The following is a 15,402-nucleotide window of genomic DNA, read 5'->3' as shown; positions in this document are numbered from 1 at the left end:
TCCGATGGCATTTGGACTGAAGGGGTGGCGAAAGCCTCCGACGCACGAAAAGACCGCACAGAAATGGGCCGCGATCTGCGAATCGCTGCGCAACGGTGGGCGCCTGCCTGCAGGGGGCCTGCGTGAGGAAGCCGTGGGCCTTTATCGGGAGCTTGGAATCTTCCTGCAACTTTCCGATCCGCGCGCGATTCGCGCCCGCGGCGGATTGGGTAAACTGATCGTCCAGCCGGGAACGGACTGGCGGTGGCGACCGTCGATATTATGCGGACCGGTCACTCCCGCCGGGCTGGTCGGCCCCGAGGCCGGGGAAAAGCTGGGCGAGGAGGTCGCGGTCTGGCATGATTGCGGGCACCGTTCGCTGATCCTGCGGCAGATGCTGAACCGGCATCCCGAGGAAAAGGCGCCGTTCGAGCTGCGGCTTGAGGTAATGGCCTTTTCCGGCAGCTACCTGTCGCTGTCGCTCGATCTGCCCGGGGATATCCTGCAGGGTCTTGGTTCCGACCATGTCCTGCGTTTCGAGATCGGCCTGCGGGCAGAGGCGCCGATCACCGTCTATGGCAGGTTGAACCTCGTGCAGGGGCCGAATACCGAACAGGTTCTGCATCAACTGGGCGACCCGGTGTCGAAGGAAATGGGCCGGCATGTCGTCGAATACGACCTTGCCTATGCGGATCTGTCCGACCGGCCGGTCGAGAAGGTCTGGCTGGACCTGATCTTTGCCGAACCATATATGAACGCCGTCACGGTGAGCGACATGGTCCTGTCGCGATATCCGCGCGCCGAGCTTTAGGAGAGGTTATGTCGCAATTCGAGAATCACGGCTTGAAGGCCGGGACCTGGTCGGGTGTCCTGACCGCCGGGGAGGCACCCGCCCGGGTTGCCCTGATCCATCTGGGCGAAGTCGTGTCGGTGGCGAGGCTGGCGGAGGCCGGCACCGGCAGATGGCAGGTTTCGGTGGATCTGCCACCTGCATTGCTTGCCGATGGCGTGCAAAGCCTTGTCCTGGTCGCCGATGGCGGAGAGGGGAGCGAAGCGCCTTTGCCGGATGCGGTTCAACTGGACCGGCTGCATCTGGCGGCGGGAACTCCGCTCGACCACACGTTGACGGCGGAAGTGCAACTCTTGCGCGCCGAACTGGAGTTGCTCAAGCGCGAAATCCGCCGCCTTGCCACGGTGGATTGAGCGGTTCCTGCCACCGTCACCGAACTGTCAGCATTCCTTGCGAAAAGCCGGGGCGGAAGCTATACGGTGGCTTTCGCTTTTCAGCCCGAAGGTTGCGCCATGGCCGAGTTGCAGACGCCCTATTACCTGATCGACAAGGCCCGTCTGCGCGGCAATATGGAAAAGGTCGCACGCCTGCGTGAACGTTCAGGGGCAAAGGCCCTGTTGGCGCTGAAATGTTTCGCGACATGGTCGGTTTTCGACTTCATGCGCGACTTCATGGACGGCACGACCTCGTCATCGCTGTTCGAATTGCGCCTTGGGCATGAGGAGTTCGGCAAGGAGACCCATGCTTATTCCGTGGCATGGGCCGATCACGAGATCGACGAGGCGATCGGCTATGCCGACAAGATCATCTTCAACAGCCTGGGTCAGCTTGATCGTTTCGGCGGCCGGGCGAAGGGCATTACCACGGGGTTGCGGCTTAATCCGCGCTTTTCGACCAGCGGCTTCGATCTGGCCGACCCGGCGCGGCCTTTCTCGCGCCTTGGCGAATGGGATACCGCCCGGCTGGAGGCCGCGATGGGCCGGATCAGCGGCGTGATGATCCATTACAATTGCGAGAATGACGATTTCGAGCTGTTCGACCACCAGCTTTCGCGGATCGAGACGGAATTCGGTGACATCCTGCACAAGCTGGACTGGGTCAGCCTTGGCGGCGGGATCCATTTCACCGGTGAAGGTTATCCGCTGGATCGCCTGGCCGACCGGCTGGCGGCGTTCAGCCGGAAATTCGGAGTGCAGGTCTATCTGGAGCCGGGCGAGGCCAGTATCACCGGCTCAACGACCTTGGAGGTCTCGGTCCTCGACCTGATCAATAACGGCAAGGATGTGGCCATCGTGGACAGCAGTATCGAGGCGCATATGCTGGACCTGCTGATCTATCGAGAGACGGCCAAGCTGCCGCGGCATGGCGAACACGAATACCAGATCGCGGGCAAGACCTGCCTCGCGGGCGATATCTTTGGCGATGCGCGTTTCGAGCAACCGTTGAAGATCGGGGACCGGATCAGCATTGCCGACGCGGCGGGCTATACGATGGTCAAGAAGAACTGGTTCAACGGCGTGGCCATGCCCGCTATCGCCATCCGTGAAGAGGATGGCAGCATCCGCAGCGTCCGCAGTTTCGGTTACGACGATTACAAAGGCAGCCTCTCCTGAGGCGACCCAACCTCTGCCACCGGGAAAATGGAGACAGAATTGGCCAAGCAGAATATCCTCATCATCGGCGCCGGAGGCGTCGCTCAGGTATCGGCGCACAAGGCCGCGCAATGGGCGGCTGAATTCGGTGAATTGCATATCGCCAACCGCACCAAGGCCAAGGCCGATGCGATCGTCGCCAGCCTGCGCGAGAAGGGCCACGAGATGCCCTTTACCAGCCATGCGCTGGACGCGATGAACCCCGACAATGTCGAGGCGCTGCTGAAAAAGATCGACGCCGGGATCGTCATCAATGTCGGCACTGCCTTCATCAACATGACCGTTCTGGAAGGCTGTATCCGCGCGGGTGCCGCCTATATCGACACTGCCATCCACGAGGATCCGGCGAAGGTCTGCGAAACGCCGCCGTGGTACGCCAATTACGAATGGAAGCGGCGCGGCGATGTCGAGAAGGCCGGGATCACTGCCATCCTTGGCGCCGGTTTCGATCCGGGCGTGGTGAATGCTTACGCCCGTTTTGCCGAGGATGAGTATTTTGACAAGATCGATTCCATCGATATCGTGGATATCAATGCCGGCAGCCATGGCCGTTGGTTCGCCACCAATTTCGATCCCGAGATCAATTTCCGCGAGTTCACCGGTACCGTCTATTCATGGCAGGGCGGCGAGTGGAAAGAGAACAGGATGTTCGAGGTGGGGCGCGAATGGGACCTGCCCGTGGTCGGCAAGCGCACCGCCTATCTGTCGGGACATGACGAGGTGCACAGCCTGTCTGCCCGCTACAAGGACTCGGATGTCCGTTTCTGGATGGGTTTCGGCGATCACTATATCAACGTCTTCACCGTCTTGCAGAATCTCGGCCTGCTGTCCGAGCAGCCGGTCAAGACCGCCGAGGGGCAGGAGGTCGTGCCGCTCAAGGTGGTCAAGGCGGTGCTGCCTGATCCCGCCAGCCTTGCGCCCGATTACGAGGGTAACACCTGCATCGGCGATCTGGTCAAGGGCAGCCTGAACGGCAAGGAGGGCGAGGTTTTCGTCTACAATGTCGCCGATCACAAGCAGGCTTATGAAGAGGTTGGCAGCCAGGGCATCAGCTATACCGCCGGTGTGCCCCCGGTCGCCGCCGCGATCCTGATCGCCCGGGGCGAATGGGACGTGAAGAAGATGGTCAATGTCGAGGAATTGCCCGCGCGCCCCTTCCTCGAACTGCTGGGTGAGATGGGGCTGCCCACGCGGGTCATCGACGCCAGGGGCGATCACCCGATCTGATCACTTGGTCACGGGGCGCATGGATTGCGCCCCGTGACGGCTGGTCAACCATATGCAGCCCGACGGTGTGTCATGGGTGAATGGGGCGGCGCTGTATCGCGCGCTACTCAGCCGAATTTCGTAAGCGACGCCGCCAGTTCCGGGTGAGACTTCGCGTAATCCGCCAGTTCCGCGCCCTTCTCGGCGGCCTCCCATGCCTGCCGGATCGCGCGTATCCCGGCGGCGGGTCCCATCGGGTGGCCATGGATGCCGCCTCCGCCCAGATACATCAGGTCGAGCGTCTGGCCGGTGCGCCGATAGGTCTCGACCGCCTGACCGCCCCATTGGCCCGAGCAGACCACCGGTAGCGGGCGGTCCGCTTCCGAGAAGATCGGCGTCATGCAGTCGTGGAAGGATCGCACGAAGCTGTCGTCGGGCTCCCAGTATTTCGCGCCGATCCCGTTGATCTGGAACTGGTCCACGCCCAGCAGCCGCCAGATCTTCTGATAGGCGCGGAACTCCATCCCCAGCCCCGGATGCCGGGTCAGGATATCCCAGCCATTGCGATGCGCATGCAGGCACAGGGCCGAGCGTTTGCGTAGAAAGCTCATCCCGCCATGGCCGATCGAGTTGATATTGATGACCGCCGCACGGCCCCCGGCATCCGCCACCATGTCATGGTTCCGCATCATCATGTCAGGATCGGCCGAGGATATCCCGAACGCATAGATCACCCGCTTGCCCGTCCGCTGCTCGTGATCGCGGATCACCGGCATGATGGCGGCGACCCGGTCCTGCAAGGGCGAATAGGCCGGGCTCATCAGCTTTTCGTCGTCCTTGATGAAATCTGCGCCCGCTTCGCAGAGCGTGGCGACCATTTCGGCTGTCTCTTCCGGCGTCAGGCCGAGCGAGGGCTTGATGATCGAGGCGATGATCGGGCCGCGCTCCACCCCGATCAGGCGGCGGGATCCCTCGATGCCGAATTGCGGACCCGGATGGCAGGCGAAGGCCGGGGGAAGGTCGAAATCCATGACCCGGACGCCGGATATCCCACGAATGGCAAAGACGCCCCCGACGGTGATCGTCATCAGCGCGGCGATATCGGTGCCGACCGCATCCAGCGGGTAGGCGATGACCACATCGGCGCGGTTGAACGGGCCGGGGCCGGTATCCTGCGGGAAGGAGGGCGCATCCACCGGGGGCAGGTGGCGGATATCCTCGACCCGTGCCGCAAAGCGGCGGCGAATGTCCTCGGTTTCGCCCGGAAGCTCGGTGAAGGTCCCGGTCGATTGGTCCGAGGCGATCTTGGCCGCCATCGCCTCGACATCGCCCACGCATTCGATCCGGTAAGTGACGCGAATGAATTCATTTGTCATGCGATCCTCCATGACGTGATCTGTAATACTCATCATACCTGTTGACAATCATTTAACCATACCACAATCTGCAACCGTCCAGGGAGGGACTGGTTCCCAAGAGAACCGCGCTGAAAAACAGGAGGAGCAATCCACATGGCCATTACCCGCCGCATTTTCTTGTCCACGCTTGCCGCCACGACGGCCTTGACCTTCGGTATCGCTGCGCATGCGCAGGACAAGGGGCTGATCGCGATTATCACTCCCAGTCATGACAATCCCTTCTTCAAGGCCGAGGCCGTGGGTGCGGAAAAACGCGCCAAGGAACTTGGATACGAGACGCTGGTGCTGGTCCATGACGACGACCCCAACAAGCAATCCGAGATGTTCGACACCGCCATCGCGCGCGGAGCGAAGGCGATCATCCTCGACAATGCCGGGGCGGATGCGACCGTCGCACCGGTCCAGCGGGCCAAGGATGCCGGCATCCCGTCCTTCCTGATCGACCGCGAGATCAAGGAAAGCGGCATCGCCGTCAGCCAGATCGTGTCGAACAATTACCAGGGCGCACAACTCGGGGCCGAGAAATTCGTCGAGCTGATGGGCGAAGAAGGCAATTATGTCGAGCTTCTGGGCCGCGAGGCCGATACCAATGCGGGCATCCGTTCGGCCGGTTATCACGACATCATCGACCAGTATCCCGACATGACCATGGTTGCCCAGCAATCGGCGAACTGGTCGCAGACCGAAGCCTACGAGAAGATGGAATCGATCCTGCAGGCCAACCCGGATATCAAGGGCGTCATCTCGGGCAATGACACCATGGCGATGGGGGCTTGGGCCGCGCTGGAGGCGGCGGGGCGGACCGATGTGATCCTCGTCGGTTTCGACGGCTCGAACGATGTGCGCGACTCGATCAAGGCGGGTGGCATCAAGGCGACGGTGCTGCAGCCCGCTTATCGTCAGGCGCAACTGGCCGTCGAACAGGCCGATCAATATCTGGAGACCGGCTCGACCGGGCAGCCGGAGAAGCAGCTCATGGATTGCGTGCTGATCGACGAGGCGAATGCCGACAAGCTGGAAACCTTCGCGCTGAGCGAATGATCAGGCCGCATCCCGAGACCTTCCCCGAAAGGATGTGACGCATCATGCGAGACGTCTTTCGCCTTTCCGCGCTCTGCCTTGCCGCCGCCGTTGCGATGGCGGGATGCAAGATCGTCCCCGATCCGGATCCGGGCGAGGCCGCCTCCGCCGCGAGCGGTCAGACCGACGAAGCGCGGATGGAAGCCTATGCGCAAGAGATCTGGCAGCCCAAGGTCCTTCCGGTCATCCAGGAGAACCTGGTGCCATTGGCCGAGCTAAGATCCGCGCTGGCGGCGGATGCGAATGCGGCGGGGCAACAACACGGCCTGCGCCCCGAAGGCGAGGCGAATCCGTGGAATTTCGCCGTGTCGGGAGAGGGCAGGATCGTCGAGGCCAAGCTGGACAGCCGGGCGGCCAAGCTGGGGGTCGATACGACGGGAGACGGGGCGGCGGATGTCACAGTGCAGCTTGGCCCGGTCATTCGCGGCACCGCCCTGCGGGACGCGATGCCGTTCATCGTGTTCACCGATTTCCGCGACCAGATCGAATTCGCCAAGCTGGCCAATGCGTTGAACGCCGCGGCCCATGCCGCCATCGCCAAACCCGGCGGCGACGTGATCGGCCAGACCGCGCGTTTCGAGGGTGTCTTCACCCTGCGCGATCCGGCGAAGATCGAACTGGTGCCCACGATGCTGAAGGTCGGAGGCTGACATGACCCGGCCAGCAGAGGCGCATCCCGTCGGCCTGTCGATCCGCGATGGCACCAAGGTCTATCCCGGCACGGTCGCCTTGCGGGACGTGAATTTCGATCTGCGCATGGGCGCGGTCAATGTCCTCGTGGGAGAGAACGGGGCGGGCAAATCCACGATGATGAAGGTCATCGCGGGGGTCGAGCGTCTGACCAGCGGCAGGCTGATCCTTGACGGGCAGGAGGTCGAGTTTCGTTCCACCGATGACGCGGCGCGGCACGGGATCGGGATCGTGTTCCAGGAACTGAACCTGTTTCCCAATCTGAGCGTGGCGGAAAATATTTTCATTTCGCGCGAGAAGACCCGCTTCGGGATCGATATCGACAAGGCGAAACAGCGCGAGATGACCCGTGCGCTGATGAAGCGGCTGGAGCATGACATCGATCCCGATGCGCTGGTTGGCGATCTCAAGGTCGGCCAGCAGCAGATCGTCGAGATCGCGAAAAGCCTTGCGCAGGATGCCCGCATCCTGATCCTCGACGAGCCGACCTCGGCCCTGTCGGCGGCAGAGGTGGAGATCCTGTTCCGGGTGATCGACGACCTGCGCGCCTCGGGTGTCGGCATCGTCTATATCTCGCACCGGATGGAAGAGCTGATCCGCGTTGGTGACTATATCACCGTGCTGCGCGACGGGGTCATCACCGGGGCGCAATCGATGGAGGGTGTCGATATTCCTTGGATCGTGCGGCACATGATCGGTCAGGCTTCTAAGGATTTCGCCAAGGAGATCGAACATGATTTCGGCCCCGAGATCTTTCGCGCCGAACATGTCACCGCGCCCAACCGTCACGGCGGTTTCGATGTGCGGGACGTGTCCTTCTCGCTGCGCGCGGGCGAGATCCTGGGCATCTACGGGCTGATGGGGGCGGGACGCTCGGAATTGCTGGAATGCATCATCGGTGAGCGGCGCGACTACCGGGGCGAGTTCTTCGTGGAAGGCGCGCGGCTGACCGCGCAAGGCGTTGCCGGGCGCATCGCCAGGGGCATCGCCCTGATCCCCGAGGACCGCAAGACCGATGGCCTGGTGCAGATCCTGTCGATCCGCGAGAACATGACGCTGTCGAGCCTGTCCGCCTTTACCCGCGGCGTGCACATGTCACTGAAGCGCGAGGCAGAGACGGTGCGCGACTTCATCAGGCGGATGACCGTCAAGGTTGCCTCGCCCGAGCACGAGGTCTCTTCGCTGTCGGGTGGCAACCAGCAGAAGGTGGTCATTTCCAAGGCGCTGATGACCAACCCGAAGATCCTGCTGATGGACGAACCTTCGCGCGGGATCGATATCGGCGCCAAGGCCGAGGTGTTCCGCGTCATGCGCAAGCTGGCGGCCGAGGGGTTGGGGATCGTTTTCGTCACCTCGGATCTCGAAGAGGTGATGTCGCTGTCGGACCGTATCATCGTGATGTCGAATGGCCGGATCACCGGCGAATTCAACCGGGACGAGGCGACCGAGACCGCGCTGGTCGAGGCTTCGGCGAAGGGACACACCCCCGATATTTCCGCAGAACCCGTGACGGAGGATGCCGCCAGATGACCGATTCAACCGTTTCCATGCCCGGGAACCAGCCGGGGTCAGGCAATGCGCTGCTGTTGCTATTGAAGGCGCGGACCTTCATCGCGCTGATCCTCGTGGTGCTGTTCTTTTCAATCGCCGCGCCGAATTTCCTGTCCACGGCCAACCTGGTCATCATGTCGAAACATGTCGCGCTGAACGCGTTTCTGGCCATCGGTATGACCTTCGTCATCGTTTCGGGCGGGATCGACCTGTCGGTCGGCTCGATCGTCGGGCTTTGCGGGATGGTGGCCGGCTGGCTGCTGCTGCACGGGATCAATCCGGGGTTTGGCTGGTCGATCCAGTTCAACACATTCGAGATCTGCCTGATCGTCATCGCCGTGGGCGTGCTGGTCGGGGCGCTGAACGCTTTCCTGATCACCAAGCTGAATGTGGCGCCCTTCATCGCGACGCTCGGCACGCTCTATATCGCGCGGGGATCGGCGATGCTGTCCTCGGACGGGCGGACCTTTCCCAATCTGAACGGCAATCCGGAATATGGCTCCGACACGTTCCGCTGGATCGGGGCCGGGGACATGCTGGGCATCCCGGTCTCGATCTGGATGCTGGTGATCGTGGGGCTGGGCGCGGCCTATATCGCCCGGCGCACGCCGCTTGGCCGCTATATCTACGCCGTCGGCGGCAACGAGAAGGCGGCGGGACTGTCGGGCGTCCGGGTCACGCAGATCAAGTATTTCGTCTACATGTTCTCGGGTTTCTGCGCGGCGCTGGTGGGGATCATCATCGCCTCGCAACTGGTCGCCGCCCATCCGGCCACCGGCGACACGTTCGAGCTGAACGCCATCGCGGCGGCGGTGTTGGGCGGCACCTCGATGTCGGGCGGCAGGGGCCGGATCGGGGGCACCATCGTCGGCGCTTTCGTCATCGGGGTGCTGTCGGACGGGCTGGTGATGATGGGCGTCTCGGCCTTCTGGCAGACGGTCATCAAGGGCATCGTCATCGTCGCCGCCGTGGTGATAGACCAGGCGCAGCAGCGCGTGCAGGCAAGGGTGGCGCTGCAGGCACAGGCGGCATTGGGCAAGTAGAACGGGATGTGCAGAATGCTGAAAATCGCCCTGATCGGTTGCGGGTTTTTTGCACAGAATCAGCTGCATGGATGGGAAGACCTCGAAAGCGTCGAGGTTGTTGCGCTGTGCGACCGCGACCGGAACAGGCTGGATGCGGTAGGGGACGCGTTCCGTATCGCGCGCCGCTATACCGATGCCGCCGAGATGTTCGCCGAGGGCGGGTTCGGCGCGGTGGACATCGCCACGACGGTTTCCTCTCACCGCGCGCTGGTCGAGATGGCGGCGGATGCCGGGCTGCACGTGATCTGCCAGAAGCCTTTCGCGCAGACATTGACCGATGCCCGCCACATGGTCGAGGCCGTGGAGCGGGCGGGAAAGACCCTGATGGTGCACGAGAATTTCCGCTGGCAATCGCCGGTCCGCGCCGTCATCGAGGCGCTGCGGGGCGGGGCTATCGGCACGCCCTTCTTCGGGCGGGTGTCGTTCCGCTCGGCCTATGACGTGTTCTCGGGCCAGCCCTACCTTGCCGAGGGCGAGCGTTTCATCATCGAGGATCTGGGCATCCATATCCTCGACATCTCCCGCGCCCTGTTCGGCGATGTGGACCGGATCACCGCCACCACCCGCCGGGTCAATCCCCGGATCAGGGGCGAGGATGTGGCGACCATGCTGCTGTCTCATGCGAGCGGGGCGACGTCGGTCGTCGATTGCTCTTACGCGACGCGGCGAATGCCCGAGACCTTCCCCGAAACCCTGATCGAGATCGACGGGACCGAGGGGGCGCTGCGGCTGGATGCGGGCTATCGCCTGACGATCCAGAAGCGCGGCGGCACTGAAACCCGCGATGTGAGCCCGCCGCTTTTGCCTTGGGCGGAGAAGCCGTGGCACAATATCCAGGAGAGCGTGGCGATCATCCAGCGGCATTTCACCGAATGCCTGCGCACTGGAATCCAGCCCGAAACCTCGGGACGCGACAATTTGCAGACGCTCGCCTTGGTCGAGGCCGCCTATCGCTCGGCGGCAGAGGCGCGCATTGTCGATCCGGGTGAGCTATGAGCGATCTGCGCGCCCTATACGGCACGGACAAGCCGCCCGAGGCTTTCGAGACCATCACCCATGGCGATGTCGGCCTGACCCTGCAGAGCGGCGCCTTGCGGCATATCCGGGTGAACGGGATCGAGGTGATCCGCTCGGTCGCTTTCCTCGTGCGGGATCGGGACTGGGGCACGATTGCGCCTCGGTTGGGGCCGGTCGAGCGCGAGACGGCCGGGGCGCTGCGCGTGACCATCCCGATGCGTTTCGATACCGCGACCGGACGGCTGGAGGTTGTGCTGAGCGTCGAGATCACCGGGACGGGCCTGCAGGTCTCGGCGCATGGCCGCGCGACGGGCGGGTTCGAGACCAACCGCGCGGGCTTTACCGTCCTGCACCCGATCGACGGCGTAGCCGGGGCGCCTGCCACCGTCACCCATCCGGATGGAACGCGGGAGTCCGGGCATTTCCCGCTGCTGATCGCGCCATGGCAGCCTTTCAAGGATATCGCCGCGCTGGAGCATGTCGCGGACGGCCTGCATATCCGTTGTGCCTTCACCGGCGATGTGTTCGAAATGGAGGATCAGCGGCAATGGGGCGATGCCTCGTTCAAGACCTATAACCGGCCGCTCGCCCTGCCATGGCCTTACCGGCTGGAGGATGGTGAGGCCTTGTCCCAATCGGTCGTGATCACATGGGAGCGGGCAGCGGAGGCCGCGGGCGCTGCTGTATGGGAGGCGCCTCCGGCGAATCCCGCATTCCCGCAAGTGGCACTGGTCCTGACTGCCGAGGATGCCCGACGCGCCGATGAGGTGACCGAGGCTGTCCGTTTCGTCGACCCTCAGCGGCTGCTTTGCCATGTCGATGCGGCGGCGGGGCCGGTCGGGCCGCAAATCGCCGCTTTCGCGGCGCTGCAATCCGTGCTGACCGGGCCAGCCTTTGACCTTGAGCTGATCTGCCGTTTCGACGGCATGCAATCGCCCGAGGAGGAACTGGCCGATCATGCCCGCGCCGTCGCCGATGCCGGGCTGTCCCTGTCGTCGGTCTTCGTGTGTCCTTCGGTTGACCGGCAATCCACGCCTCCGGGATCGGAATGGCCGGATTGCCCGCCTCTGGACCGGGTCCATGCCGCGGCGGCCGATGCCTTTCCCGATCTGCCGCGCGGCGGCGGCATGGCCAGTTTCTTTCCCGAGTTGAACCGCAAGCGTCCGCCTTCGGGGATGCTGGATTTCATCACGCATGGCCTTTGCCCCATCGTCCATGCCGCCGACGATATCTCGGTGATGGAGACGCTGGAGGCGGTACCGCATATTGCCCGCTCGGCTCGCGCCATCGCGGCGGGGCGCGGGTATCGCATCGGCCCGGCCAGTATCGCCATGCGCCAGAACCCCTATGGCTCGCGCACCATCCCCAATCCCGATCATGGCCGGGTCTGCATGACCGATGACGATCCCCGGCATCGCGCCGCCTTCGGAGCCGCCTATGCGGTGGGGCTGGCGACCGCGCTGGCGCCCTTTGCAGCCGATGTCTGGACCCCGGCGGCTGTATTGGGGCCGCGCGGGCTGACCGGCCCGGATGGTTTTCTGCCGATCGCCCATGCCCTGCGCGCTCTGGCCGGACGGGCCGGGCAACCCGTCCACGAGGCGCGGATCGCGGACGGGATGGCCATATTGCATCTGGGCGGCGGGATTATCCGCGCCAACCTGACCCCGCGCGCGCAAAACGGCCTGTCCGCTTTCGGCTGGGACACGGAGGGAAATTGTGGACTGGACGGATAGGGTTTAGTTATCACCACAACAGACCAGTCACAGCGGAGATGGAATCGGGATGATCGGCGCCCCAGACAGCAATGACGACAAGATCGTCAGGAGGAAACTGTCCGACCAGGTCCTGGAGCGCCTGCATGACATGATCCGCAGTCACGAGTTGAAACCCGGCGACTACATGCCCTCGGAGCGCGCGCTGATGGACCGTTTCGGCGTCGGCCGCCCCGCCGTGCGCGAGGCGCTGCAATCGCTGCATAACAGCGGGCTGATCACCATCAGCCATGGCGAGCGTTCGCGTGTGAACGAGATCAACCCGGCCACGGTCCTGCACCAGTCCGACGAGCTGGCGCGGCTGGTCCTGAGTTCTGCGCCGGGGAACCTGGACCACCTGAAACATGCCCGGCAGATGTTCGAGATGGGAATGGTGCGGGTCGCCGTCGAGAAGGCGACAGCCGAAGATATCGCAGAACTCCGCGAACTGGTCGAACGGCAGCGGGCAGAGTTGGGAAACGCCACGGCCTTCATCTCGATCGACATGGCGTTTCACCGCAAGCTGGCCTCGCTGTGCGACAATCCGATTATCCTGTCTGTCTCGGACGCGATGCTGGGCTGGCTGTTCGAATACCACGTCAGCCTGCTGCACCGCTCGGGCAGCGAAGAGATCACCCTGCTGGAGCATGCCAAGATCGTCGATCATATCGAGGCGCGCGACACTGATGCCGCCATCGAGGAGATGCGCCGCCACCTGGAACGCTCGCGCGTGGCCTTTGAGCGGCAGGGGTGATGTCGGGCTGCGTCCCGCGATGGCCGGGACTCCGCCCATCGCTGGCAGGTCTCTGGAACCAGTGGCGCGATCCGTCGGTAACCCCGAGGTATTTGGACAAAGAAGAAGGGTGATGCCGGGTGGGATGATCCTGCGTTCTACCGGGGGCCGCCGCCGTCGCGAATCCAGCCGAAATAGTCCTCGCTTCCCATCTGGCCGCCCTTCAGCGCGATCTCCAGCCCGTCATGCGGGCCGTCCCCATGGGCCGTGCAGAGTGCCGCGCCGGGGATGGTCGGGGCCTTGGCGACCAGCGCGGCCAGCCCGAGCTGCCGCATCCCGTGCCCCGAGGTGTCGCCGCCCGAGATGACCGCGCGCCGGATGCCGGTCGCTCGCAGGACCCGGTCGAGGATGCGGCCGAGCGCCTCGCCGATGCGCTGGTTGGCGGCCGCCGCGTCCATCCCGCTTTGCGCCAGCGCATGGCGGAAGCGCGCGACCTCGGGGCCATCGTGACCGCTGGCCGAATATACCAGTGGGCTTTTGCCTCGCCGGGCGGCCGCAATGGCGGCGAGGGTAAGGCGGTTCTCTTCGGCTTCCAGCAGCCCGGCTGGTCCACAGCCGGCGGCGGCGTCGAAAGCCAGCAATGTGAAGCCGTTCCGCCCCGCCCAATCCAGTTGCCGCGCGGTGACAGGCGATACCGAGCCCGAAACCGCCACGATCCGGTCAACGGCACCTGCCGAGCCGATTTCTGCCGGGGGCGGCAGAAGCCCGTTCCGTTGCCAATTCCGGACCAGCGCATATTCGACGCCTTGACTGCCCGCGACGAAGCCCAGATCCGCGCGGTTGCGCCAGATCAGCTCTCCCGCGGCGGCCTCCGAGGCGGGATCGATACAGTCCAGCGACAGGATGCGGGTGCCATCGCGGAGCAGGTCGCTCAACCGGGCCTGTGGGTCCGATGCCAGCGCCACCAGATCGATCAACCCGCCAGGCAGGCCGGTCTGCGCGGACAGGTGCCGCAGAAGATCGGATTCCGTCATCGGCGTCACCGGATGATGCGCCATGACCGGATGCCGGTCCAGCCGCGATACCCCATCCGGCCCTCCGGCGAAGAGATGCCCGAAAGCCTGGTATCGCCGCATCAGGGGCGCCGCCGTCAGCAGGGGCACGGCGCGGGCGGGGCGGATGCCGAGGCCGATCTCGATCGCCCGGCCGATGGAGCCGGTTTCGGGCGATGAATCGAAGGTCGAGCAGATCTTGTAATGCAGGATCGGCGCACCCAGCCCATGCAGCCAGGCAAGCGGGGCGGGCAGGTTCCTGGCCATCCAGCCCGGCCCGTGGCTGCGCGCGGTCGAGGCGATGCCGATGCCCAGGCAGTTCCCGAAACGGGCGGCAAGGCGATCGCCGGGAATATCGGTGAACAGGACCGATGGCAGCCCCGCGAAAGCCAGAGCCTCCATCACCGCCGCCGAGCCGGTGAAATCGTCTCCGAACCATGTCACCCAGGGCCGTTGCCCGTCCGCCGCCTCTTTTCCGCTCATCTCGTCTCCGCTCTCTTGACTTGTATGTATCATTATTATCTTATCATACCAGTTAAGCAAGCAAATCAGAGGATGAGTAGGAATGACCAAGGTCGCTCTGTTCGGTGCGGGCGGGAAGATGGGGCTGCGCCTGTCCTCCAACCTGGCGAAGACCGATTTCGAGACATGCCATGTCGAGGTCAGCGAAGAGGGGCGCGCCCGATTGCGGGAGGCGTTGGGGCTGGAATGCGTCGATCAGAAAACCGCGCTGGAGGGCGCCGAGGTGGTCGTTCTCGCGGTTCCCGACACGGTGATCGGCAAGGTCGCGGCCAGCGTCGTGCCCGAGGTTGCGACAGGGACCATGGTCGTGGTGCTGGATGCTGCGGCGCCTTTCGCCGGCCATCTGCCTGAGCGCGAGGACATCACCTATTTCGTCACCCATCCCTGCCATCCGCCGATCTTCAACAATGAGACCACCGAAGAGGGGCGCCGCGATCATTTCGGCGGCGTCGCAGCCAGGCAAGGCGTGGTCAATGCGCTGATGCAGGGCCCGCGCGAGCATTACGAACTGGGCGACCGTATCGCCCGCGCAATCTATGCTCCGGTCGCCCGGACCTACGAGGTCACCGTCAGGCAGATGGCAATGCTGGAGCCGGGCCTGTCCGAAACCGTCTGCGCCTCGCTGCTCAGCGTCATGCGCGAGGCGCTGGACGAATGCGTGCGCCGCAGCGGAGTCAGTCATGAATGCGCCCGCGATTTCCTGCTGGGGCATATGAACATCCTTGGTGCGGTGATCTTCGAAGAGCGCGAGGGCGCGTTTTCCGACGCCTGCAACAAGGCCATCGAATTCGGCAAGCCGGTGCTGATGCGCGACGACTGGAAGCGTGTCTTCGAATGGGACGAGATTGCTGCCAGCATTCGCCGGATAACCTGATC

The 15,402-nt window shown here is 63.9% G+C and carries 14 protein-coding genes; 12 read left to right on the top strand and 2 right to left on the bottom strand.

Translation table 11 applies throughout. From position 1 onward, the window contains the following. The first annotated feature begins 4 nt into the window (after positions 1-4). The 4 genes from C9E81_RS03105 to C9E81_RS03090 all read left to right on the top strand — a co-directional run bounded on the left by C9E81_RS03105 (position 5) and on the right by C9E81_RS03090 (position 3,648). On the top strand, positions 5-790 hold the full coding sequence (locus tag C9E81_RS03105; protein ID WP_122110826.1) for a DUF6478 family protein: 786 nt from the start codon (positions 5-7) through the stop codon (positions 788-790). 8 nt (positions 791-798) lie between these two features. Then, positions 799-1,182 carry a hypothetical protein gene (locus tag C9E81_RS03100; RefSeq protein WP_122110825.1) on the top strand — a complete coding sequence of 128 codons (384 nt, stop codon included), beginning with the start codon at positions 799-801 and terminating at the stop codon, positions 1,180-1,182. A gap of 99 nt (positions 1,183-1,281) precedes the next feature. Then, positions 1,282-2,382 carry a carboxynorspermidine decarboxylase gene (locus C9E81_RS03095; protein ID WP_122111145.1) on the top strand — a complete coding sequence of 367 codons (1,101 nt, stop codon included), beginning with the start codon at positions 1,282-1,284 and terminating at the stop codon, positions 2,380-2,382. A gap of 39 nt (positions 2,383-2,421) precedes the next feature. Further along, positions 2,422-3,648, top strand: a complete 1,227-nt coding sequence (locus C9E81_RS03090; protein WP_122111144.1) for a saccharopine dehydrogenase family protein — start codon at positions 2,422-2,424, stop codon at positions 3,646-3,648. 107 nt (positions 3,649-3,755) lie between these two features. On the opposite strand, the gene oiaX is transcribed toward C9E81_RS03090, so the two are convergent. Beyond that, positions 3,756-5,003: a 3-oxo-isoapionate-4-phosphate decarboxylase OiaX gene (gene oiaX / locus C9E81_RS03085; RefSeq protein WP_122111143.1), complete on the bottom strand. Its 1,248-nt coding sequence runs from the start codon at positions 5,001-5,003 to the stop codon at positions 3,756-3,758. Positions 5,004-5,138: 135 nt separating this feature from the next. Here oiaX and C9E81_RS03080 point away from each other — a divergent pair, with 135 nt between their 5' ends. From C9E81_RS03080 to nanR, 7 genes are read left to right on the top strand one after another with little or no spacing between them, the layout of a single operon-like run. Continuing rightward, positions 5,139-6,086, top strand: a complete 948-nt coding sequence (locus C9E81_RS03080; RefSeq protein WP_122110824.1) for a D-ribose ABC transporter substrate-binding protein — start codon at positions 5,139-5,141, stop codon at positions 6,084-6,086. Positions 6,087-6,130: 44 nt separating this feature from the next. Then, positions 6,131-6,775: a DUF2291 family protein gene (locus tag C9E81_RS03075; protein WP_122110823.1), complete on the top strand. Its 645-nt coding sequence runs from the start codon at positions 6,131-6,133 to the stop codon at positions 6,773-6,775. 1 nt (position 6,776) lies between these two features. Beyond that, entirely contained in the window at positions 6,777-8,345 is a 1,569-nt protein-coding gene (locus tag C9E81_RS03070; RefSeq protein WP_122110822.1) for a sugar ABC transporter ATP-binding protein, read from the top strand. Beyond that, a complete protein-coding gene (locus C9E81_RS03065) occupies positions 8,342-9,409 on the top strand; it encodes an ABC transporter permease (protein WP_243698471.1) in 1,068 nt (355 codons plus the stop codon). The genes C9E81_RS03070 and C9E81_RS03065 overlap by 4 nt, the downstream gene beginning before the upstream one ends. 15 nt (positions 9,410-9,424) lie before the next feature. Next, on the top strand, positions 9,425-10,447 hold the full coding sequence (locus C9E81_RS03060; RefSeq protein WP_243698470.1) for a Gfo/Idh/MocA family protein: 1,023 nt from the start codon (positions 9,425-9,427) through the stop codon (positions 10,445-10,447). After that, on the top strand, positions 10,444-12,201 hold the full coding sequence (locus C9E81_RS03055) for a D-apionate lactonase family protein (RefSeq protein WP_122110820.1): 1,758 nt from the start codon (positions 10,444-10,446) through the stop codon (positions 12,199-12,201). Before C9E81_RS03060 ends, C9E81_RS03055 begins: the two co-directional genes overlap by 4 nt. A 49-nt stretch (positions 12,202-12,250) precedes the next feature. Beyond that, positions 12,251-12,973: a transcriptional regulator NanR gene (nanR, locus tag C9E81_RS03050; RefSeq protein WP_122110819.1), complete on the top strand. Its 723-nt coding sequence runs from the start codon at positions 12,251-12,253 to the stop codon at positions 12,971-12,973. A gap of 137 nt (positions 12,974-13,110) precedes the next feature. Here nanR and C9E81_RS03045 read toward each other — a convergent pair whose 3' ends face one another. Further along, positions 13,111-14,487 carry a four-carbon acid sugar kinase family protein gene (locus tag C9E81_RS03045; protein ID WP_122110818.1) on the bottom strand — a complete coding sequence of 459 codons (1,377 nt, stop codon included), beginning with the start codon at positions 14,485-14,487 and terminating at the stop codon, positions 13,111-13,113. Positions 14,488-14,569: 82 nt separating this feature from the next. On the opposite strand from C9E81_RS03045, the gene C9E81_RS03040 reads away from it, so the two are divergent. After that, positions 14,570-15,400, top strand: coding sequence for a phosphogluconate dehydrogenase C-terminal domain-containing protein (locus tag C9E81_RS03040; RefSeq protein ID WP_122110817.1), 831 nt, complete (start codon positions 14,570-14,572; stop codon positions 15,398-15,400). Positions 15,401-15,402: the final 2 nt, after the last annotated feature.

The organism is Paracoccus alkanivorans, assembly GCF_003697785.1.
GTDB classification, from domain to species: Bacteria; Pseudomonadota; Alphaproteobacteria; order Rhodobacterales; family Rhodobacteraceae; genus Paracoccus; species Paracoccus alkanivorans.
This window is presented reverse-complemented; position numbering and strand designations above follow the sequence as displayed.

What these genes read in the sequence shown, in the direction of transcription:
- C9E81_RS03105 (WP_122110826.1), top strand. Translation starts at nt 5, where the DNA reads ATGGCATTTGGACTGAAGGGGTGGCGAAAGCCTCCGACGCACGAAAAG.
- C9E81_RS03100 (WP_122110825.1), top strand. Translation starts at nt 799, where the DNA reads ATGTCGCAATTCGAGAATCACGGCTTGAAGGCCGGGACCTGGTCGGGT.
- C9E81_RS03095 (WP_122111145.1), top strand. Translation starts at nt 1,282, where the DNA reads ATGGCCGAGTTGCAGACGCCCTATTACCTGATCGACAAGGCCCGTCTG.
- oiaX (WP_122111143.1), bottom strand. Translation starts at nt 5,003, where the DNA reads ATGACAAATGAATTCATTCGCGTCACTTACCGGATCGAATGCGTGGGC.
- C9E81_RS03080 (WP_122110824.1), top strand. Translation starts at nt 5,139, where the DNA reads ATGGCCATTACCCGCCGCATTTTCTTGTCCACGCTTGCCGCCACGACG.
- C9E81_RS03075 (WP_122110823.1), top strand. Translation starts at nt 6,131, where the DNA reads ATGCGAGACGTCTTTCGCCTTTCCGCGCTCTGCCTTGCCGCCGCCGTT.
- C9E81_RS03070 (WP_122110822.1), top strand. Translation starts at nt 6,777, where the DNA reads ATGACCCGGCCAGCAGAGGCGCATCCCGTCGGCCTGTCGATCCGCGAT.
- C9E81_RS03065 (WP_243698471.1), top strand. Translation starts at nt 8,342, where the DNA reads ATGACCGATTCAACCGTTTCCATGCCCGGGAACCAGCCGGGGTCAGGC.
- C9E81_RS03060 (WP_243698470.1), top strand. Translation starts at nt 9,425, where the DNA reads ATGCTGAAAATCGCCCTGATCGGTTGCGGGTTTTTTGCACAGAATCAG.
- C9E81_RS03055 (WP_122110820.1), top strand. Translation starts at nt 10,444, where the DNA reads ATGAGCGATCTGCGCGCCCTATACGGCACGGACAAGCCGCCCGAGGCT.
- nanR (WP_122110819.1), top strand. Translation starts at nt 12,251, where the DNA reads ATGATCGGCGCCCCAGACAGCAATGACGACAAGATCGTCAGGAGGAAA.
- C9E81_RS03045 (WP_122110818.1), bottom strand. Translation starts at nt 14,487, where the DNA reads ATGAGCGGAAAAGAGGCGGCGGACGGGCAACGGCCCTGGGTGACATGG.
- C9E81_RS03040 (WP_122110817.1), top strand. Translation starts at nt 14,570, where the DNA reads ATGACCAAGGTCGCTCTGTTCGGTGCGGGCGGGAAGATGGGGCTGCGC.